Below are 20,185 nucleotides of genomic sequence, written 5' to 3'. Positions count from 1 at the left end.
GCTGGTCTTGACCGGGCCTGTTCGATGAACTGCGCATCGCGCAGTTCATCGAGCCTGGGTCCAGCCCCTGGCTGGTCCGGGTGCAGGGGCGGACAGCCCCTGCTGGGGCCTGGGGCAACGCCCCAGCTCCGCGCCTAATGCAGGACGGCGTCCTCGCCCTCGTGGAGCTCGATGGCGGCGGCGCCGGGCAGGCGGCGCAGGGCGATGATCTCGCCGGGGGCGCAGCCGAGGGCCACGTCGGGGGAGCTTGATGTCAGGATCCACTGCACGCGCGGCAGGGCGCGGCGGAGGCGTGGGATGAGGGTGCGCAGGCGATGGGCGGGCTGCTCGATCTCGACGTCGTCGATGAGCACGACGCCTTCGGATTCGCGGGGATCGCGGTCGGGGAAGGCGGCGGCGAGCGAGCGCACGGCGTGCGTGCCGAAGGCGACGAGGTGGCGCAGGCTCCGGGGGAGGTCGTCGAACTCGAGCAGACGGTCGTCGGCGTCGCGGAAGAGGGGCTCGAGGCGCACGGGATCGACGCCGACAAAGGTGCAGCCATCTTCTTCGAGCAGGGCGCCGAGGACCCCGACGAGGGCTGTTTCCAGCCGGGCTGCGGTCACCGGTGCGCCTTCCGTCTTGCGGGACAGGGCGGCTGTGATGCAGGCGAAGGAGAGGACTTGCTTTGTCTCGCGGGCGATGTCGGTGCGGCTCGCGTCGTCGAAGCTCGTGGAGGCGCGCACGTCGTAGCGGAGCAGGGTGCGCTCGGGCGTCGTCAGGAGCACGGGCGTGCGGGAGAACCAGCGGGCGCCCGAGAGGGAGACCAGGACGAACCCTCGCTCGGCGGCGCGGCGATCGAAGAGGGCTTGCTCGCGACGGCGGAGCAGGGCTTCGTCGTCGCGCTCGTCGAGGCGCGCGTTTGGGCTTGCGACGCAGAGCGTGTGGGGCCGGGCGGGGTCGTCGTCGCCGAGCAGCCACTCGGCCACGACGAAGGGGGGCACGTCGGGGCGTGGGTCGTGCGGGAGGTCGGCGCGCAGGGCGCTGGAGGATGATCCGGCGCTGCGCGTGTGGACGATTTGCGCGACGGCGTGGCCTGGGCGGGTCGTGGCGATGGCGGAGAGCACCGCGGTCTTGCCTACGCCTTCGCCGCCGAAGATCACGCAGAGGCGCCGGGGCGAGCCATCGGGGTCGCAGAGGGGCAGCGTGATGTCGCCGAAGGGGCCGAGGCCGACGAGGCGGATGCGAGCAAGGAGCACGGTGGCGTCGGTTGTACCACAAGGGCGCGGCCGAGGCGCGGCGCGCGCAGGCTTCCATGCGGGACATCCGTGCGTGTGCGCGACGGATCGCGGCGTGGGTCAGAAGTGGCCGAATGCGGAGGCGCCGACGCCGGACGGGCCGATCCACGGGACGAACCCCGTGGAGGGCGCGGGCGCGCCTTTTTTCGGCGCTGTCACGATGCCGAAGATGGCTGCGCCGATCCCGGCCGCGCCGACGACGCTGCCGGCCACGGTGAGCCCGAGCGAGCGGTTCCACTTCGCCTGCAGGGCTTGGGCTTGCGCGGGCGTGTAGGTGTCGTTGCAGGCGTTGTTTGGACAATCGCGGCTGACGGTCTTCTGCGCGTCGCTGAAGCTGAGCCCGAAGCCCACGGCCACGCCGGCCCCGACGAGCCCGACGCCGCCTGCGATCCACGTCCACACCGGGATCTGCCGGCCGCCTTCGTGCTCGGAGAGGGCCTCGTCCGGCGTGCCGAACGGATTCACCACGTCTTCGCCGCCCGCTTCGGCGGGGCGCAACGTGATGTCGACGGTGCGGGTTTGTCCGACCGTCATCTGCACTTTTTCGGCGCGCTGGCCGAAGCCGGCGGCCGAGACGATGACGGTGTGCTCGCCCGGGTTGACCTTGTAGGGCAACGAGACGGCTGCTTGTGGGATGGTCTCGGCGTCGACCTTCACGGTGATCTCGGCGCCGGAGGGCGGGCCGCTCACGTTGATCACGAGCGAGGGGATCTTCGGCTCGAGGCTCTGCGCGAGGGCTTCGGCCTCGGTCATGGCCGTGGCGAAGGCGGCGTTGCCGGCGGTGTTGTCGAAGCGCGTCACTTCGAGGGCGACCTCGCGCGCTTCGATGAGGTGGCCCATGGCCTCGTGCACCCGCGCGAGATCGAGCCCGGTCGAGGGCACGCCCATGATCGCGTGCGCGCCCTGGCAATCCTTGAGCGCCTCGGCGAGCTTGTTCGCGCCGAGCTTGGCGCGACAATCGACGAGGAGCTGCCGCGCCGTCTGCTTGGCGGCGGCCGAAGGCTGCTTTCCTTGGGCCTCTGCTGCCCCGGAGAGCGAGAGGCCGAGCGCGACGATCGTCGCGGTGGCACCGAGTCGAGCTTGCGTTTGGCGCATGGCAGCGTGGTTCAGAAGCCGATCGTGTCTTTGCTGCCGCCCTTGGGCGGCTTGGTCGCGGCCTTCGCGGTCGTCGCGGGCGGAGGTGGAGTCGTCGCGGCAGGGGGCTGTGCCGTCTTGCGGGTCGTGGGTTTGTCCTCGGCCGTCGTCGTGGGTGAGCTGGGCGCGGCGGGCTCGGCGAGCGCGCTCGCGCTCGGCGGAGGCGCCAGGGCCACGACGGGCGTGGGGGACGGCGACGGGGCAGGGGACGGCGCGAGCGTCGCGCCTGGGGTCGAGGTTTCGCCGGGCGCGGCGGACATCGACGCGACGTCGTTGCTGCGGCGAGCGGCGAGGAAGATGCCGAGCCCGGCGAGGACGAGCACGGCCACGCTTGCCACGATGATCGCGGACTTCTTGCCGCTTCCCGCGCGCGCGGCTGTGGTCGACGTCCCGATGAGCGTCTGCGGCGCGCTCGCGGGCACCTGCGGCGCGCTGTGCGGCGGCGTGTACGGCGAGGAGGCGTAACCGCTCGGGGAGCTCGGGGCCGGCGTCGTGGCCATGCGCCCGCCCGAGAACGGCGCGGGCGTCGGATCGGCGTGCGAGGGGAACGGCGCGCGGGCGAAGTTGCCGGTCACCGCGTAGGGCGACGGCGCGCCGAGGATGGCTTGTTCGAGCGCCTCGGCCATCTCCTTCGCGGAGCCGAAGCGCTCGGCGGGATCCCGGCGCAGCATCCGCTGGAACCAGGCGTCGACGGCCGGCGGCACGTCGGGCCGGAGCGCGCTCGGGAGGTGGAAGACGCCCGTGTGCACGGCGACCCCGAGCGAGCCGACGGTCTCGCCGTGGAAAGGCACGCGGCCCGTGATCGCGTGGTACGCGACGACCGCGATCGACCAGAGATCCGAGCGGTGATCGACGCGCCGCGCGCTGAGGAGCTGCTCGGGGCTCATGTAGAGCGGTGTGCCCATCATCGAGCCCGTGGTCGTGGCGCCGAGCGCGCCGTCGGGGCCCATCTTGGCGATGCCGAAGTCGAGCAGCTTGACGAACGTCTCGCCGTCGATGTTGCAGAGGAAGATGTTGTCCGGCTTGATGTCGCGGTGGACGATGTTGAGGGCGTGCGCGCGGGCGAGCGCCTTCGAGGCCTGCGACACGACGAGCGCCACGTCCCGGAGCGGCAGGGGACCTTCGCGGCGGATGCGGCGCTTCAGGTCCTCGCCTTCGAGCAGCTCCATCACGATGTACGGCGTGCCGTCGGCGGTGAAGCCGTGATCGAAGACCTGCGCGACGTGCGGGCTCTTGATCTGCGCCGCCGCCATCGCCTCCGTGCGGAACCGCTGCACGAGCGATTGGTTCTCGACGTAGGCCGGTGACATGAACTTCACGGCGACCTGGGTCCCGAGCGCGAGGTGGTCGGCGGCCCACACGCTGCCCATGCCACCTTTTCCGAGGAGGCCCTGGAGCCGAAGCGTCGGCGTGATTTGCTGGCCAGCCTGCATCCGCCCGAGCCTTTCCGCACGATCCGCCCCCGGCCCAACCGGAGGGCGGCTCGCTCGGAAGGTACACGATTTCGGATCGGGATCGTAGCTTCCTGCCAGATTCCAACGGCCCTTCGAGGCCTCGGTTTTAGCGGCCTCGTTGTTCGCTCACGGGGCGAAGCGGACCGGGTTCGCCCTCGGCCAGGGTTTCTTGTTCGCGCTCCTGCGTGAGGCCACGGCTCGACGAGAGTTTGGTCTCGCCGTGAGGGTTCTCGGCGCGGACGACCGAGTCCGCATGGGCACGCTCGGGCCGGGCCTCGCTGAGCGGCTTCTGGCTGCCGGGGCGGCCGGTGGCGAGGCTGGTTCCTTTGCCTCGCTCGGGCTCGGCGGGCCGGCGGAGGTGGACGGGCGGTGAGGAGAGCGGCGCGCGCGGGGCGAGGAGATCACCGAGTGCAGGCCCGAGGTGGCGAAGCAAGCGGAGGCGCGTGGTCTCGGGAAGCGCGTCGCCGAGGACGCCGAGGACGAGCCGGGTGTGCTCGATGGCGAAGCCGAGGAGCGTGCCCTCGCGATCGGCGACGCGGCGGTAGAGCGCGTCCTCGGAGAGGCTCCCGAAGTGCGGGCCGTCGAGGATCCAGGCGTCGAGCGGCGCAGGGAGCGCATGCGCGAGCGCGCGGGCCTCATCGGGCACGAGCGTCTCGGCGAACGCCCGAAGGACCGCCTCGGCGACCGTGCGCGCGCTCGACGTTTCTCCGAGCCCACCACGCCACGCGACCTCGTCCAGGAAGGTTGATTCATCCATGCCCGCGCCTCCCGCGCCCCGAAGGGCATGCGAGGCCCGCGCCACGCGCCGCATGCATCGAGGAGGAGCCTGCGCTTGCGTCGCGGAGCGATCGGTGCGTCTTTGCGATCCATGGCGGAACTCCTCCCCAAGCCCGCGTCGGGCGGCCCGCGGTGCATCTTCGTCGCAGATCCCCGCTCCGGCCTGCGCGCCATCGTGGCCCTCGACGACACGACGCTCGGGCCCGCCGTCGGCGGCGTACGGACGATGCGGTACCCCTCGGCCGACGCCGCGCTCGCCGACGTGCGCGCGCTCGCGCGGGCCATGACGCGGAAGTGCTCGCTCGCCGGGCTCGACGCGGGCGGCGGGAAAGCGGTCGTCTTGCTCGGCGACGGGGTCGATCGGAAGGCCGCATTCGCGCGGCTCGGGCAAGTGGTCGAGGAGCTCGGGGGCACGTTCCGCACGGCCGGTGATCTCGGGACGACGGCCGCCGATCTCGCCGTGATGGCCGAGCACACACAGTACGTGCACACGGACGAGCGAGGCCTCGCAGCCGCCGTGGCGCGTGGGCTTCTCCGATGCATCGAGGCATGCGCAGCCGTGCGAGGCGTGCCCGTGGAAGGGCTCTCGGTGGCCGTGCAAGGCGCAGGCGCGATCGGCGCGCGCGCAGCCGCAGCGCTCGCCGACGCAGGCGCGCGGATCGTCCTCGCCGACGTGGACACGCGCCGCGCCGAGGAGGTCGCTCGCGGGATCCCCGGCGCACGCGTGACGTCGGCAGAACGCATCCTCGTCGAGGACGTCGACATCGTCGCGCCCTGCGCCGTGGGCGGCGTCATCACGGCCGAGGTCGTCCCGTCGATGCGCGCATGGGCCGTGTGCGGAGCCGCGAACAACGCGCTCGCATCACCCGAGATCGCGAGCCATCTTGCCGCGCGCGGCATCCTCCACGTGCCCGATCCGATCGCCTCGGCAGGCGCAGTCATCGACGGGATCGGCCTCTCCGTGATGGGCCTGCCCGACCGCACACCTCTCATCGATCGGCTTGGCGACACGGCGCGGCTCGTGCTCGACGAGGCAAAGGCGACCGGGCGGACCCCGATGGACGTGGCCGAGGCGCGGGCGCTCGCGCGGATCGCGGCGGCGCGGCGTTAGCTCAGAACCACTGCACCACGAACTCCGCGAGGGCGATCGTTGCCCCGACGGCCAGGCTCGCGCGCGACAATCGCGGTACCACGCCGGGTCGTGCCCAGAAGGGCGGCGGGGCTGGGATCGCCTTGAAGTCCTCGCCCCAGAGCACGCGGCTCACCTGCGGCGCGCTGCGGTAGTTTGCCTCGACCGCTTGCGACGGCATCTCGCGTGACGCGCGCACCGTCACGAGCATCGCGGGCGAGCCGGGCACGTGCTGGGCTGCTTCGAGGGACGCGCGTGCTCGGCCCGAGAAGGCGAGCGACGCGACGGTGGCCTCTGGCGTGTCCTCCTCGATCTGCACGCCTTCTTCCGTGATCGCGAGGACCCGTGCGCGGACCAGACCTTCCTCGCGTGCGCCTGACATGATCTCTGCGAGGGGCACGGTTGCCGGCTGGGCTTCCGCGGATTGCGCGGGCATCCGCCGCGACACGAGCCGCGCAGCGACGAGCTGCAGGGCGAGCCAGAGCAGCGCGACGAACGCGCTTTCTCCGGCGTTCACGTAGGCGATCGTGCGCGCGCCGAGCCCGTTCACGCCGGCGAACGTGTAGAGCCCGAGCCCGTTGATCAGCGCGATGGCGGCCGTGCCGGCGGCGTTCAGCCCGAGCCCGAGCAGAATGCCCACGGCGTTGATCCCGATTGCGATGGGCCCGACGGCCACGCTTGCGCCGATGGCCACCACGCCGACCGCGACGTTGCCGATCGCGATGAAGCCGACCGCGACGTTTCCGAACGCGACGAGCCGAGGGCGTGCGTCCTGCAAAGGGCCCAGCCGCGGATCCCGGACCATCGGCAGAAAGGCTAAGCGACGAGGCGCAGGGCGGTCAACGCGGGCCTCCGGGGTCGCCCCGAGGAATCTGCAAAGCTCGAAATTTTCCGGGAACGGCGGTCATCCGCCCAGGGACCCCTGCGCATGGGCCGCGCACCCCCCCTGTGGATCCCCTGCCGCATGCGGAGCTCGTGCCGCACGCCTGCGTACCGTCCGACGCACCTCTGGCGGACGTCGGGGCTGCTTGAATCCGCCCTCGCCAGCGCGCAGGCCCCCCTGTTTGACCACCTTCTCGACCGAATCCTGGATCGCCCGCGTCACGAGCCGCGAAAAACCATTTGCGCGCGCCGCGTCATTTCGCGAAAAAATCGCCGTCGGGGTCGTTTGTCCGTGCTCGGTACGCCGTTTGCCCTTGGCGCCCAGCATGCCCGCCCGCGTGATCCTCCCTCGATTCCTCACCTTGCCGTTTCTCGCGACGCTCGCCCTCGCGTCGTCTGGTTGTGGCCTCTTTGATCTGCTCGAGTCCGAGACCACCCTCGCGGACCTCGACCCTTCTCGTGCGCGTGTCGAGGTGGAGCTCGGCGAGTCGCCGCGGGTCTCGCTCGCGCTCGTGCCCAAGGACGGGACGTGCGAGGCGATCACGGACGACATCAAGGCCAAGGTGGACGATCGGAAGATGGACGTCTTCATCCGCGGCGGCGAGACGCCCACGAAAGACGGCTGGGTCTGCAACGCGCCCACCTTCCGCAAGGCCCTCGCCGAGGAGAACCTCGGCAAGGACAAGACGCACTTCGAGGTCTCGGACGAGACAGCCCGCATCGCGCTCGACTTCGAGGACCTGCTCGCCACACGCACGATCACCACGAGCCACCCGGACAACAAGATCGACCCGGGCGTCGACCTCGCGCTCGCGTGGTCCGCGCCGGGCGACGAGCTCGACGAGGAGAACCTCGACGTCGTCTTCACCTACGACGACGAGACGCTCGAGCTGCCGGCCCCGCCGCAAGTGAGCCTCGTGGACAGGGAGATCGTCGTGCGGATCCCCCAAGGCTCGCCGGCGGGGACGGCGACGCTCCGCGTGGACGCAGAGGTCCGCGTGGACGCCACGTCCTGCGAGGGCACGCCGAGCTGCGAGGCCACCGTGAAGGTCTCGCCCGAGGTCGCAGTCGAGGTGACGAGCGGGACGGTGCCCTGAAGCGAGCGCAGAGCGCTCCCCACGCGCGCCGCGGGGCAGTAGACTCGCGCCTCGATGGGTGATGTGTCGTTGACGGAGACGCCGGTCCTCGTGACCGGCGCGAGCGGGTTCATCGGAGGACGCCTGGCCGAGCGCCTCGCGGCCGAGGACAAGGCGAGCGTGATCGGCGCTGGGCGCTCCTTCCCGGACGAGGCGAAGCTTCGCGCCGCAGGCGTCACGATCCACCGGGCCGACGTGCGCGACGCCGGCGCGATGGCGCGGCTCTGCGAGGGCAAACGCGTCGTCTTTCACCTCGCGGCGTGGCTCGAGCGCGGCAAGGGCGGCGAGTCCGACGCGTACGCGGTCAACGTGGACGCGACGCGCGCACTCGTGACGGCCGCGGCACGCGCGGGCTGCGAGCGGTTCGTCCTCGTGAGCACCATCTCGGTGTATGGGCTCCCGGCGACGGATCACGTCGACGAGTCGGTCCCGATCGACGTCACGCAGGTCGATCTCTACGGCCGCACGAAGGCGCTCGGCGAGGAGGCGGCGCGCGAGGCCGCGGCGAAGGCAAACCTCGCGATCTCGATCGTGCGGCCGGCGATGGTGTACGGGCCGCGATCGGGCGGGTGGACCGTGGGCATGCTCCGGCTCGTGCAGAAGGGCGTGCCCGTGATCTTCGGCGACGGCCAGGGCCACGCGTATCCCGTCTACGTGGACGACGTCGTCGACATGATACGCCTCGCCGCGACACGGCCCGAGGCCGAGGGCGAGGCGTTCAACGCGAGCGACGCGGCCGTCACGTGGGAGCGCTTCTTCGGCTTCTACGGCGCGATGAGCGGCAAGCGCCCCCGCCGCGTGCCCATGCCCCTCGCATACCTCATCGCCCGCGCGAACGAGCTCTTCAAGCTCGGCATCCCACTCACGGCAGATCGCCTCGAGCGCTACGTACGAAAACTCCAGTACCCAACGGCGAAGGCCGAGCGGCTGCTCGGCTGGCAGGTGCGCGTGCCGATCGACGAGGGCATGCAGCGGAGCGAGGCGTGGCTCCGCGAAACGGGGAAACTAGCGTAGCGCCGGGGTTTCACCCCGGACCCCGACCAGGGGCTGTCCGCCCCTGGACCCGGACCAGCCAGGGGCTGGACCCAAGCTCGATGAGCTGCGCGGAGCGCAGCTCATCGAACAGGCCCGGGCAAGACCGGCAGCGGCGTTGCCGATCAAGACAGCCGCGCTGCGGGTTCTGCTGGCGACCCGGGTTGTTCGTCGGCCTGTTTGAAAACCTGCGCGGAGCGCAGTTTTTCAACCCTGGGTCCAGCGCCTCGCTGGTCCGGGGTCGAGGGGGCGGACAGCCCCCCGCGGGGTCCGGGGCAGCGCCCCGGTGCGGCGCCCCGGTGCGGCGTATCGCCCCTCAACCAGCCATGAGGGAGCGCAAGCGCGGGAACACTGCCTGGATGTCGTCCATCGACACTGCGCCCACGCTCAGCCGGAACCAGCCGTTTTCCTCTCGCAGCCCGAACGCCTGGAACGGCACGACTGCCAGGCCTGCTTCTTCCAGCAGCACCTTGCGGATCTCGTCGTTCGTCTGGATCGTCCGGCCCCGGATCGTCTTGCCGATCCAGTCGAAGCGCGCCGACAGGTAGATCGCCCCTTGTGGCGCGATCGCGTCGACGGGTAGACCCTCGCGTTGCATCGTCGAGAACCCGGCGAAGAGCGCGTCGAGCCGCTCCTTCACCTTTGCCTTCGCGCCCGAGAGGAACGCGTTCATCGCGTCCGGCGCGTCGAGCAGCGCCGCCGTCGCGACCTGCTCGGCTTTCGGCGCCCACGCGCCCACGTGCCCGAGGATGTCCGCCATGCGCCGCCGCACCGCCGGCGGCATGAACCCCCAGCCGACGCGCATGCCCGTCGCGCAGAACGACTTCGACAGCGCGTCGAGCAAGAGCGTGTACGGCGCGACCTCGGGCACGAGCGACACGGGCGTCTCGTGGTGCACCTCGCCGTGCGTGAGCATCCAGTAGACCTGGTCGTACACGAGGAACACCGGGCGCAGGCCCTCGGCCTCCCGGCGGCGGTTCTCGCCCAGCACGAGCTCGGCGATGCGCCCGAGCTCGTCCTTCGAGATGACGGTGCCGGTCGGGTTCAGCGGCGAGTTCACGAGCAGCAGCCTGGCCGAGCCGATGTGCGGCCGAAAATCGTCGGCGGTCGGGAAGAAGTTCGACGCGGCCGAGACGGGGATCTCCACGGCCTTCGCGCCGGAGAGGTAGGCGTAGTGGTTGTTGTTCCAGGACGGGACCGGGTAGACGGCGACGTCGCCGGGATCGATGAGCGTGCGGTAGGCGCCGTAAAGCAGGGGCCGGGCGCCGCCGGCCACGAGCACGGACTCGATCGGGTACTTGAGGCCGAGCTCGCGCTCGTAGAAGCGCACGAGCGCCTCGCGCAGGACGAGCACGCCGTCGGAGGGCGGGTAGTTCGTGTGGCCCTCGGCGAGCGCGGCGCGCGTGCCCTCGCAGAGCTCGGCGGGGATGGGGAAGTAGGCCGGATCGAAGTCGCCGACGGTGAGGTTGCAGATCTGGGCGCCCTTGGCCTTCATGGCCCGGATCTCGCCGGCAATCTTCAGGATCTCGGAGCCGATGACGCCACGCGCGAGCGCGGAGAGGCCGGCGTCACCGACCTCGAGCGGAGGAAATTCGAGGGCCGTTACCATGGGGGCGCGCGGAGCATACCCGCAGAACCGTGATCGGGGAATGGATGTTCGGAGCGGCGCCCAGGCGCAATCTGTCCGGGGCAGGGAAGCGGGGGGCGGGCGCGCGAGCGGGCAGGAGCAAGAGCCTCTTCCACGCGCGCCTTCTCCGCTGTACGCTCCGGGCAGCCATGCAAACGCACCTGGAGAAGATCGAGGGCCTCGAGAACTGGCAAGCGTGGGCCGGCGCAGGCGTGGGCCATTTCATCCGGGTCCGGCACGGGGAGCACCGCGAGGTGATGCTCTCGCGCTGGGACGTGCACACGATGCTCGAAAGCGCGACGGAAACCGTGTTCTCGACACCGGGCTCCGGCGGGCGGACGACCTACACGCGTGGCTTCTCCGTGGCGCGTGGTGGCACCGGCATCACGCCCGTGGAGCTCGTCGTGCGGAAGCCCGGGAGCGCCGGGGAATGGATGCAGGAGCTGATCACGCTCGGCGAGAGCGGGACGGAGAAGCTCTTCCAGGTCGGGACGTGGGTCGTGCGCGTGGGGCCCCCCGATTATTATGCGCACATCGTGGCCTCGACGGACGAGGCGGCCGCTTCGGCCTACCGCGCGGGCGGTGACGATTACAAGGCCATGTACCTCGGCTCCTCGGGGTGCAAGGACAAGACGGCGGCGCTTCTCGGCTTCTTGCAGGGCGATCCTCTGGTCGGTACGCCGCCCGAAATGGCGCGGCTCTGCGTGGCGATGTGTGTGTCGGAGGCGGCGCGCAACCATCGGACGTGGGGGATCAACCTCATGCTCCTCGACCTCTTGCGCCAGAACGCGGTGCCCGGCGGCTTCGGGGCCGTGATCCAGAATGAAATGCACCCGATGTCGAAGGGCGGGACGTATCAACCGGGCAAGGTCGGGATGAAGGGCGGCCGCAAGTCCCGGGAGACGTGGGCCCACGAGACCGGGATCACGATGCTCTGGTTATCGACGTTCGCGGGCGTCCGCGCCGACATGGTGGACGGCAGCGAGCGCCGGTGGAGAGATCCGGTGAAGGGCGAGGCGTTCAGCGGAGTCGTGCGCGGACGGCTCACGGACGCGCTCGTCACGCGCTTCCGGAAGGTGGGCTGGGCCTGGGGGTGAATTCGCTGGGGCGTTGCCCCAGACCCCAGCAGGGGGCTGTCCGCCCCCTGCACCCCGGACCAGCCAGGGGCTGGACCCAAGCTCGATGAACTGCGCGATGCGCAGTTCATCGAACAGGCCCGGGTCAAGACCGGCAGCCGCGTTGCCAACCAAGCGAGCCGCGCTGCGGGTTCGACTGGCACCCCCGCTTCTTCGTCGGCCCGTTTGAAAAACTGCGCGGAGCGCAGTTTTTCAACCCTCGGTCCAGGCTGTGCCTGGTCCGGGGTCGAGGGGGCGGACAGCCCCCCGCGGGGTCCGGGGCAGAGCCCCGGCTCCCCGTCACAGCGAATTTGCGAGGGCGCGCGCGACGGCGAGCATGAGCGTGCTGCGGTTTGCCGAGGCGCGCCCGCCGCTCACGAGCAGCGCGTCTACCTGGTGGTTGGAGATGAACTCCACCTCGATCAGGACAGAACGGCACATCTTGCCGCTGTAACCGATGCCGGGGTCCCGCAGGATGCCCAGGCTCTTGTGCTTGGTGTCCGTGTCGGGCTTGATTTTTCGGTCCTTCGCGCCCCCGTCGATGCTCTTCATGGCATTGAAGAGCGCGGTCTGGACGGTCTGCGCGAGGGCCGTGTCCTCGCCCAGGTTTGCGTTGCCGTTGGAGCCGGCTTTGTAGAACGTCTCCGTGCCTCGCGCCGCCGCCACTCCTCCGTTGAAATGGATGCTGAGGAAGATGTCGGCCTTGTTCGTCTTCGCGACGTTGACCCGCGTGCTCAGCCCTGGATTGGTGTCCCCCGTGCGCGTCAAGACGACCTGCACGTCGGCATACCCTCGACCTCGGAAGATCGCTTTGCACGCCTCGCCGTCGAGGTGCTGCTTGAGGGTCTGCGCATACTGGAGCGTCAGGGCCTTCTCCTTGACGCCCGAGACCGCCGTCGCGTTGTTCGGGCTGCTCCCGCCGACCATGGCGGTCCCGCCATGACCGGGATCGATGACGATGACCCGCCTGTCCTTGCACGTGCTGCACGTTTGCGCGGCTGGTTGGTTCGCCTCGGGGACGGTGGACGGCGAGGCTGGCGAATTTGCGTTCGAGACCGAGTCGGGCGTGGCGGGGGGTCTTGCTTGTGTCATCGACTTTCCCTTAGGCGAGCTCGTTCTCGAGGACTGCTTCGAACCAGACGAGGGTGCGACGTTCGAGTTTCTCGGCGACGACTGCGGGGCCGTCCTCTTCACGCCGCGCGAGTGTTTTGCTGATCCATGGGAACAGCGGATCGTCGTCGCACCGATGACCAAAGGCGACCATGAGCACGGCCATCAGCGCCATCGAACGGGGCTGGGTGAAGCCGTACGTGTCGCGGGCGCGCCCCACGGCGTCGCTGACGAGGAGCTGTATCGTCTCCGGGCCGCTGTAGGCGAGTTTCTCCGGCCACACTTGCCCGAGCAGGCGCAGGATGTCTTGCTCGATCGCGTCCTGATGGAGCGGCAGATCGTTTGCCTGGGCGAGGCGAAGGAGCCTCCGGAGCGCGCCGCGCATGTAGCGGCTGTCCGAGCCGCCGACCTCGCGGAGGTAATCACAGACCTTCTCGTGCAGCGCGTCGGCCTTGAGCATCTCCTCGGCGAAATCGTCACGCACGAGGATCTCGGCCATCCACGGGTATTGCGGGTCCGTCGGGAAGCTGCTGCCGAAGAGGAGCATGCAGTCGATGTAGAAATGCACCGGGCCGCGCCGGGTGAGCCCGTACCGGGATGCCATCTCGATCGCGGCCCCGATCGCTTGGCGCAATTGCTCCGGGGTGAGCGTCTTGCAGAGGTTCGGGGAGAACACCTTGCAATGCTCGATCATCTCGTCCTCGAAGGACTTCATCGCCGACTTCTGGAAGGCGTCCAGGGAGGCTTGGCGGATGATCATGGTGGCTCCTCGGCTCCTCGTGTCGTGACGTTGCGCCTCAGGCGATGATGACTCCATCACGCGCGGTGATGTGCAGGTGGTTGCCGTGGAGCTTCGAATTCCCGTCGTTCTGCCGGTTCGGCGTCGCCGCCTGGTTGTCCCTCGTGTTGCTATCCATCTCCCACGGATCGAAGCATTGCTTGACCCCGGGGTTCTGCTGGAGCGACCTCCGGAAGCCCTGCACGTGGAGCGGTTGGTTCTTGTCGCGCTCTGCCTCGTACGCCGCCTTGTTCGCGTCGGTTGGCTTCGCCTGGAAGGCTTGCAGGAGCCGCACCTCCGTGGCATTGGCGCCCGCGGTGCGGAACATCCGCGTGCCGCCCACGTTGTTCACGTCCACGCCGAGCCCGGCGCGATGCGCGATCGAGCCGAGACAGGGTCGCCAATTCGAGCTCATCGAGATGGCTGTCACGCTCGAATCCACGGCGGCCTTCAGGATCGCCGCGAACCCCGCGGGGTGCACGCGCGGCAGGCCATCCGTCGTGAGGCTGAAGCTCGTGATGTTGTCCCTCGGGTTCTCCGCGTCCGCGAACGTGAGCGTCGTCGTGAATGCGGCCTGGGTGCCCGACGCCGGGATCGTCAACGTCAACGTATTGCCGGTGAGGCCCCCGTACAGGGTCCGCAGGGCCGCGATGATCTCCGCGCGTGTCCCGGCCGGCACCGCGGCGTCGACATCCGCGGCGGTGAACTTGTGCGTCACCTTCATCCAGATGTCGCCCGTCAGCGGGGCATTGTACTTCTCGAGGGCTTTCTCGGTGGCCACGAGCACGGGCGTGTCGGGGTCGTTGTGTTTGCCCTTTTTCTCCTTGACCGTCACCCGGACGTTTCGATCCTTGGGCGTCACCGCGTATACGGCGTTCTTGCGCCGCCCCGGAGCGGCGTCGCTGTTCAGGAACAGGCTCACCTTCTGGCCGGAGTTGACGGTGACGGTGATCGCGCCGTCCCCGCCGCTGACACGCGCGACCGAATTCCGGTAGGCGGCCTGCACCTCGTCGTCGACGGCGACCGCGTAGGGAATGCTGAGCGTGCTCGATGTGACCGAGGTGTTGAAGATGTAGGTCACGGTCCGCTTCGCGGCGACCCGATCCTCGGTCGCGGCCGGGTTGTTCTGCCGCGTGGTCGATACCTTGGGGTCTCCTTGCGCCATGTCAGCACCCCTCATCCATCGGAGCATCCGGGCCCGAGGGGGGATCACCTCCCCACGTGACCTTCACCTGCTGCTCCTTCAGCGTTCCGACGCGGATCGTATATCCCTCGTCGTCCGTGCGACCCGTGTAGACGGTCCCGTCCTCGAGCTCGATACGATAGGGCATTTCCGGGATCGGCTCCTCCGACCGCTCGTCGATCGCCCGGAAGCACTCCGTGTAATGATCGAGCTCCGGGTCCTCGGGCTTCTCCGGCTTGGCGCCGCGGCCCTCGCCGGGGCCGCCGCCGTTGTTGATCGCCACCACCGTGCCCTCGATCGTCACGCCGCTCCCGTCGAATTTGAGGAAGCCTCCGGGCCCGCGCAGGGTGAAGGATTGCCCTCCCTCCCCGACGTAGTTCTCGCCCCCCACGACGTGCACCTCGTTGGCCGCCTTGAGCGCGTAACTTCCCCCGACCTTCTCCTCCCGGAAATCCGCGGTCGTCAGCGATTGTTTGCCGTCGATCCGCTCGCTCCGGTTGCCCTTCACCTCGTCGCTCACGTCGACGTCGATCCGCTCGCGCTTCTTTTGCTTCGTGATCGCGTCCGCGTCCTTGCCCACCCACCGCTTGCGCGACCCGTCCGTGTGCTCCCGCTCGTCCCGCTTCACGAGCTTCTGCCGGTCGTGGCCCACCGTCGCGAATTCGTTCTCCTTGACGAGCCGCGTGCGGTTCTTCTCCGCTTGTTGCCAGACGAGCTCCTGCTTCGCGAGATCCTCGAACATGATCTCGTTGAACCCCTTCGAGCCCTGCGAGGAGTCGCTCTTCCACGTGCTGCGCGTCTTGTGCTCCGGCAGCCTGTACGGCACCTGCTGCACGGCGTTGTAGACACGCCCCATCACGAACGGCAGATCGGGATCGCCCTCGGCGAACCCCACGAGCACCTCTTGCCCGATGCGCGGCAAGACGATCATCCCGTATCCCATGCCGCCCCAGCCCTGGTTCACCCGGAGCCAGCAGGAGCTGTCCTCGTCCTTTTTCCCCTCGCGATCCCAGGGGAATTGCACGCGGACCCGGCCAAACTCGTCCGTATGGATCTCCTGCCCCGACGGGCCCACCACGATCGCGCACTGGAGCCCGTGCACGATCGGCTTCTGCGTCCGGCGCGGCGGGCGGTACGGCACCTCGGCGAAGACCGCCTGACCGAGCAGGCTCCACTCGCCCTCCGCCGTCCCCTCGAACGTCGTCTCCAGCACGAGCAGCTTCCGATCGGACGAGAGCTCCGCGTGCGGGTGCCGGGTCATCGAAAAGACGACCCCCGGCGCGAGATCATACGTATTGGCCTCGAACGAGATCGCCCGCACCCCCACGCGTTCGCCGTGGAGCGCCTTCTCCGAAAGCTCGCTGCCGTATTTCTCGTCGTGCCGCGCGATCCCCTTGTCGTCGGCCACCGGCGTCCCGCCGCCCTTGCCCGTCTCGACGAGGAACGCGCCCTGATCGAAGTGGTATTGCTCGGAGCCGGTCGCCGCGGGCGCGCGGCCAAAGAGCTCGAAATCGGGGTTCCGGAACTCGTAATCCCGGATCGTGTAGCTGCCCGGGCGAACGTCGTGCGAGAGGCGCACGGCCGTCACGTACTCTTGCTCCGCGGCCTGCGCCGGATGATCCACGTACCGAAGGCCGTCGCCCGGACGCGCGGGGTTCGCCTGGAGCTGGTCGGCGAACGTGAGCGTGCCGCCCTGATCGTCGGGGAACGTGAACGCGATGCCCGCCTCTTCGAGCAGCCGGCTCAGGAATGCGTAGTCGCTCTCCCCGTACTGGACCTTGTATTCGAGCTTCGGATACTTCGCCCGCTCGACCCTCCAGGCCTTCTCGATCCCCCATTCGCCGAGCAACGCGTCGACGATGTCGGGGATGGAGAGCTGCTGGAAGATGCGGTTGTTCCGGCGGTAGCGCAGCCGGAAGAGCTCGGGGACGATCTCGACGTGGTACGTCGAAAGCCCCCGCTGCCCCGCCTGCGGCTGGAGCGCGTGGACCTGCTCCGCGAAGGCGACGATCCCCTTCCACGTGCGCGCGCCGAGGCCCGAGACGTGCAGGTAGCCCGGCGCGGATCGGAACGTCGCCGGTTTGTCCAGAATGGCGCCGAGGTCGAGGGCCGGATCCGGGGACCGGCCCCAGATCGAGACCGAGAACAGCGACGAGGTCGCCTCTTTCACGACGAAACGCCGCACGGAGAGCTCGCCCGAGGCGAGCGACAGCTCAAGGGTGGCCATGGCCTTCGCTCCTCATGTGCCCGGGCGTCTTCATGGCGTCTCCCTCTCGCGCTGCCGCCGTTCCTCTTTCGCGCGCGCCTTCTCCTCGCACTCCTCGACGAAGGGTCGGTCCGTGAGGAGCGTCTCGGCCTGCGCGCTCGATCCGATGATCACCGATGGGCAGCCCGAGACGATCTTGCCCCCGTGGGTCGTCGGATCACCCTTCCGCGCCGCGTCCTTATCGCCGATGATCACCGTCGGCTCGCCCTGCACGATCGCCGCGCCGCACGCCTCGAGGTCGCCCACGCGCGACTGCGGCATGTAGCCGACGATCACCGTCTCCTCGCCGGTCACGATGGCGTTGATGGCGTGCCCCGGGATGGGACAGGCATGTCGGTCGCTGATTCTTGCTGCCGGAGGCATGGTCCTTCTCCTCCTATTGCCCGATCAGCGTCACGCTGACGTCGTCCACCTCGGCCTCGACCGCGGCTTCCGGCTCGTCGGGGCTCGAGCCCTTGCCGCTGCCCGGCGAGCCGCCGCTGTTGATCCGCACGACCTTGCCGCGGATCGTCACGCCGCTTTGATCGATGCGGACAAACCCGCCCGGGCCCTTGATCGTCAGGTCCTGGCCTGCCTCGATCACGACGGCCGTGCCTCCCTGGAGGTGGATCTCGTCGCTCACGCCGATCGCGTAGCTCTTGCCGACGAGCTCGTGCCGGTCGCCCTTCACCGTCAGGGATTGTTTGCCCTCGATGCGCTGGTTGCGCTTGCCGAACACGCGCAGGTGCGAGTCGCCCTCGACGCGCTCGCGCTTGTTCTGCTTGATGACGATGTCCTGGTCGCGACCGACGAAGACCTTGAGGAAGCCGAGCGTCTTGTCCTGCTCGTCGTTCTTGACGAGCTTCTGCCGATCCTGGCCGATCGTGATCGTCTCGTCGTTCTTCACGAGCCTTCGCCGGTTCTTCTGGGCCTGCTCGTAGACGAGCTCGCCGCCCTTCGAATCCTCGAACATGATCTCGTTGAAGCCTTCGGAGCCGGTCGACGTATCGCTCTTCCACGTGCTGCGCGTCTTGTGATCCGGCAGCTTGTACGGCACGGCCTGCTTCGCGTTGTAGACGCGGCCCACGATGATCGGCTGGTCCGGGTCGCCTTCGAGGAACCCGACCATCACCTCCTGCCCGATGCGCGGCAGCACGATCATGCCATAGCCGGTCCCGGCCCACCCCTGGCTCACGCGGATCCAGCAGGAGCTGTTGTCGTCGTAGTGGCCCTCGCGATCCCAGGGGAACTGGACGCGGACGCGGCCAAACTCGTCGGTGTGGATCTCCTGGCCCTTCGGCCCGACGACACGCGCGCTCTGCACGCCCTCGACCCGCGGCTTCGTCGTCCGTTGCGCCGGCCGGTAGGGCGCCTCCGTGAAGACCGCTTGCCCCGACATGCTCCACTCGCCCTCGGGCGTGCCTTCCACGGAAAACTCCGTCACGAGGAGCTTCGTCGACTCCGAGAGATCGCCGTGCGGGTGCCTGTCGATCGAGATGATCTGGCCGGGCCAGAGATCGATCGTGTTCGTGTCGAACGAGACCACGCGCCTGTCGGCCCGCGCGCCGCCGAGCATCCGCCCCGCGCGCCCCTTGCCGAAGCTTTGCTCGTGCCGCGCGACGCCTTTGTCATCCGCGACGGGCGTGTCGCCGCCCTTGCCGCCCTCGACCAGGAACCCGCCGGGTTCGTAATGGTACTGCTCGTATTTCGCCTCGGGCCCGGAGGCCTTGGGCGCCTCGCCGAAGAGCTCGAACGAGGGGTTGCGGAAGTCGTGGTCGCGGATCGTGTGCGCGCCGGGGCGCAGCCCGTAGGACAGGCGGACGGAGGAGACGAACTCCTTCTCGGCCTCCTGGTTCGGGTTGTCCACGTAGGGGAGGGCGCCGCCCGGGCGTGGGGCGTTGGATTCGAGCTTGTCCGAGAGCGTGAGGTTCGAGCCCTTCGCGTCGTCGTCCGGGAAGGTGTAGGCGATTCCGGCCTCTTCGAGCATGCGGCTGAAGAACGCGAAATCACTCTCGCCGTACTGGACGCGATATTCGAGCTTCGGGTACTTGCCCCGATCGATCTGCCAGATCCGCTCGACGCCCCAGTCACCGAGCAGCTCGTCGATGATGTCGGGGGCCGAGAGGTGCTGGAAGATGCGGTAGTTGCGGCGCTGCGTGAGCGTCCACAGGCCCGGGACGATGCGCAGCGAGTAGGTCGAGAGCTCGTGCGCCCCCGACCCTGGCTGCACGGCCTGCACTTGCTCGATCGAGCTCACGATGCCGGTCCAGAGCCGCGCCCCGCCGAGCCGCGCGAAGAGATACCCGCTCACCACCCGGAGGGAGGCGGGTTGCCCGATGATCGCTTCGAGATCGATGCTCGGGCTCTCGGAGCGCGCCCACACGGAGACCGTGAACAGGCCCGAGACGGACTCGTGGACCGAGAAGCGCCGGACCGAGAGGGAGCTTTCCCCGCAAGCAAATGACAGCTCCAAGATAGCCATGCGCGCGACACCTCGGCGGCGAGGTTACCAAGGCTCAGATTTGCCTGTAAAGCAGGATCGTGCGCGTTTGCGCGCGACAAAGCGAGCCTGCGCGGCGAGGCGGCTGTCAGGTTTGTGTACATGTTGCTGCTCAAACCAACCTGGAAGTCGACTTCGTCGTCGCGTCCTCGCGGGGCCGACAAGGAGCAGGTTGTGGGCGCGCGAGGGGAAGCGAACGTTCGAGGGGGCGCCGGCGAACGTGACGCGAGGGTGTTCGAACGTTTGAACGGGCGCGCGTCACGGTGACGCGGGGGTGCTCGAACGTTTGGAGACCCGGGGGAGACGGTGACGCGAGGGTGTTCGAAGGCTCGAACGGGCGCGCGTCACGGTGACGCGTGGGGGATCGAACGTTTGGAGACCCGGAGGAGACGGTGACGCGCGGGTGTTCGAAGGCTCGAATGGGCGCGCGTCACGGTGACGCGAGGGGGTTTTGACGTTCGGAGACGCGCAGACCGCCGCGGACGCGGGAGCCGCCTTCTATGGAGAGGCCGTGGTCTCGCGGGTTCGCGTGGTCAGCGTCGCATCCGGCGACGGCCGCGCGCGAGGGCGAGGAGGAGTCCGGCCATGGGAAGGGCGACGGATTCCATTCCCGTGGAGGTGGAATCCCCTGCCGCCGAGCACGTGCAACCGCCCTCTTGGGTGGGGCCCGGCGTCGAAGGCCGACCCCCACTGCCGCCGGCGCCGCCCGTGCCGCCACCGCCTGCGCCGCCGCTTCCGCCTGCGCCGCCGCTTCCGCCTGCGCCGCCGCTTCCGCCTGCGCCGCCGCTTCCGCCCGCGCCGCCGCTGCC

The 20,185-nt window shown here is 69.3% G+C and carries 17 protein-coding genes; 4 read left to right on the top strand and 13 right to left on the bottom strand.

Annotated elements, in window-relative coordinates; genetic code table 11:
• Positions 1–134: 134 nt before the first annotated feature.
• From QHF89_RS47890 to QHF89_RS47875, 4 genes are all read right to left on the bottom strand, one after another.
• On the bottom strand, positions 135–1,235 hold the full coding sequence (locus tag QHF89_RS47890) for a hypothetical protein (RefSeq protein ID WP_136973330.1): 1,101 nt from the start codon (positions 1,233–1,235) through the stop codon (positions 135–137).
• Positions 1,236–1,334: 99 nt separating this feature from the next.
• On the bottom strand, positions 1,335–2,369 hold the full coding sequence (locus QHF89_RS47885; protein ID WP_136973329.1) for a carboxypeptidase-like regulatory domain-containing protein: 1,035 nt from the start codon (positions 2,367–2,369) through the stop codon (positions 1,335–1,337).
• Between the two features lie 11 nt (positions 2,370–2,380).
• A complete protein-coding gene (locus QHF89_RS47880) occupies positions 2,381–3,841 on the bottom strand; it encodes a serine/threonine-protein kinase (RefSeq protein ID WP_136973328.1) in 1,461 nt (486 codons plus the stop codon).
• 127 nt (positions 3,842–3,968) lie between these two features.
• Entirely contained in the window at positions 3,969–4,619 is a 651-nt protein-coding gene (locus QHF89_RS47875) for a DUF2267 domain-containing protein (RefSeq protein WP_284721925.1), read from the bottom strand.
• A gap of 111 nt (positions 4,620–4,730) precedes the next feature.
• Between QHF89_RS47875 and QHF89_RS47870 the strand changes: the two genes are divergently transcribed.
• Positions 4,731–5,750: a Glu/Leu/Phe/Val dehydrogenase dimerization domain-containing protein gene (locus tag QHF89_RS47870; RefSeq protein ID WP_284721924.1), complete on the top strand. Its 1,020-nt coding sequence runs from the start codon at positions 4,731–4,733 to the stop codon at positions 5,748–5,750.
• Position 5,751: 1 nt separating this feature from the next.
• Here QHF89_RS47870 and QHF89_RS47865 read toward each other — a convergent pair whose 3' ends face one another.
• Positions 5,752–6,573: a hypothetical protein gene (locus QHF89_RS47865; RefSeq protein WP_136973325.1), complete on the bottom strand. Its 822-nt coding sequence runs from the start codon at positions 6,571–6,573 to the stop codon at positions 5,752–5,754.
• A gap of 415 nt (positions 6,574–6,988) precedes the next feature.
• On the opposite strand from QHF89_RS47865, the gene QHF89_RS47860 reads away from it, so the two are divergent.
• Together QHF89_RS47860 and QHF89_RS47855 are read left to right on the top strand one after the other, a co-directional pair.
• A complete protein-coding gene (locus QHF89_RS47860; RefSeq protein ID WP_136973324.1) occupies positions 6,989–7,747 on the top strand; it encodes a hypothetical protein in 759 nt (252 codons plus the stop codon).
• 54 nt (positions 7,748–7,801) lie between these two features.
• The gene (locus QHF89_RS47855) at positions 7,802–8,800 is read left to right on the top strand and encodes an NAD-dependent epimerase/dehydratase family protein (protein WP_284721923.1); all 999 of its coding nucleotides are present in this window, start codon (positions 7,802–7,804) and stop codon (positions 8,798–8,800) included.
• Between the two features lie 334 nt (positions 8,801–9,134).
• Here the strand turns inward: QHF89_RS47855 and QHF89_RS47850 are convergent, their stop codons facing one another.
• Positions 9,135–10,427 (bottom strand): pyridoxal phosphate-dependent aminotransferase, encoded by a 1,293-nt coding sequence (locus QHF89_RS47850; protein ID WP_136973322.1) that lies wholly within the window; start codon positions 10,425–10,427, stop codon positions 9,135–9,137.
• A 167-nt stretch (positions 10,428–10,594) separates the two neighbouring features.
• On the opposite strand from QHF89_RS47850, the gene QHF89_RS47845 reads away from it, so the two are divergent.
• On the top strand, positions 10,595–11,542 hold the full coding sequence (locus tag QHF89_RS47845) for a hypothetical protein (RefSeq protein WP_136973321.1): 948 nt from the start codon (positions 10,595–10,597) through the stop codon (positions 11,540–11,542).
• Between the two features lie 318 nt (positions 11,543–11,860).
• Here QHF89_RS47845 and QHF89_RS47840 read toward each other — a convergent pair whose 3' ends face one another.
• The 7 genes from QHF89_RS47840 to QHF89_RS47810 form a co-directional block, all read right to left on the bottom strand.
• Positions 11,861–12,652 (bottom strand): N-acetylmuramoyl-L-alanine amidase family protein, encoded by a 792-nt coding sequence (locus QHF89_RS47840; protein WP_136973365.1) that lies wholly within the window; start codon positions 12,650–12,652, stop codon positions 11,861–11,863.
• A gap of 10 nt (positions 12,653–12,662) precedes the next feature.
• Positions 12,663–13,430: a hypothetical protein gene (locus tag QHF89_RS47835; protein ID WP_136973364.1), complete on the bottom strand. Its 768-nt coding sequence runs from the start codon at positions 13,428–13,430 to the stop codon at positions 12,663–12,665.
• A gap of 37 nt (positions 13,431–13,467) precedes the next feature.
• Positions 13,468–14,613 carry a hypothetical protein gene (locus QHF89_RS47830; protein WP_136973363.1) on the bottom strand — a complete coding sequence of 382 codons (1,146 nt, stop codon included), beginning with the start codon at positions 14,611–14,613 and terminating at the stop codon, positions 13,468–13,470.
• Position 14,614: 1 nt separating this feature from the next.
• Entirely contained in the window at positions 14,615–16,858 is a 2,244-nt protein-coding gene (locus QHF89_RS47825) for a type VI secretion system Vgr family protein (RefSeq protein ID WP_136973362.1), read from the bottom strand.
• A gap of 30 nt (positions 16,859–16,888) precedes the next feature.
• The gene (locus QHF89_RS47820) at positions 16,889–17,260 is read right to left on the bottom strand and encodes a PAAR domain-containing protein (protein WP_136935458.1); all 372 of its coding nucleotides are present in this window, start codon (positions 17,258–17,260) and stop codon (positions 16,889–16,891) included.
• A gap of 13 nt (positions 17,261–17,273) precedes the next feature.
• On the bottom strand, positions 17,274–19,358 hold the full coding sequence (locus tag QHF89_RS47815; RefSeq protein WP_136973361.1) for a type VI secretion system Vgr family protein: 2,085 nt from the start codon (positions 19,356–19,358) through the stop codon (positions 17,274–17,276).
• A 551-nt stretch (positions 19,359–19,909) separates the two neighbouring features.
• The coding region (locus QHF89_RS47810) for an MYXO-CTERM sorting domain-containing protein (protein ID WP_284721922.1) at positions 19,910–20,185 on the bottom strand (276 nt) is incomplete at its 5' end.

Source organism: Polyangium sorediatum (assembly GCF_029946465.1).
GTDB classification, from domain to species: Bacteria; Myxococcota_A; Polyangia; order Polyangiales; family Polyangiaceae; genus Polyangium; species Polyangium fumosum.
This window is presented reverse-complemented; position numbering and strand designations above follow the sequence as displayed.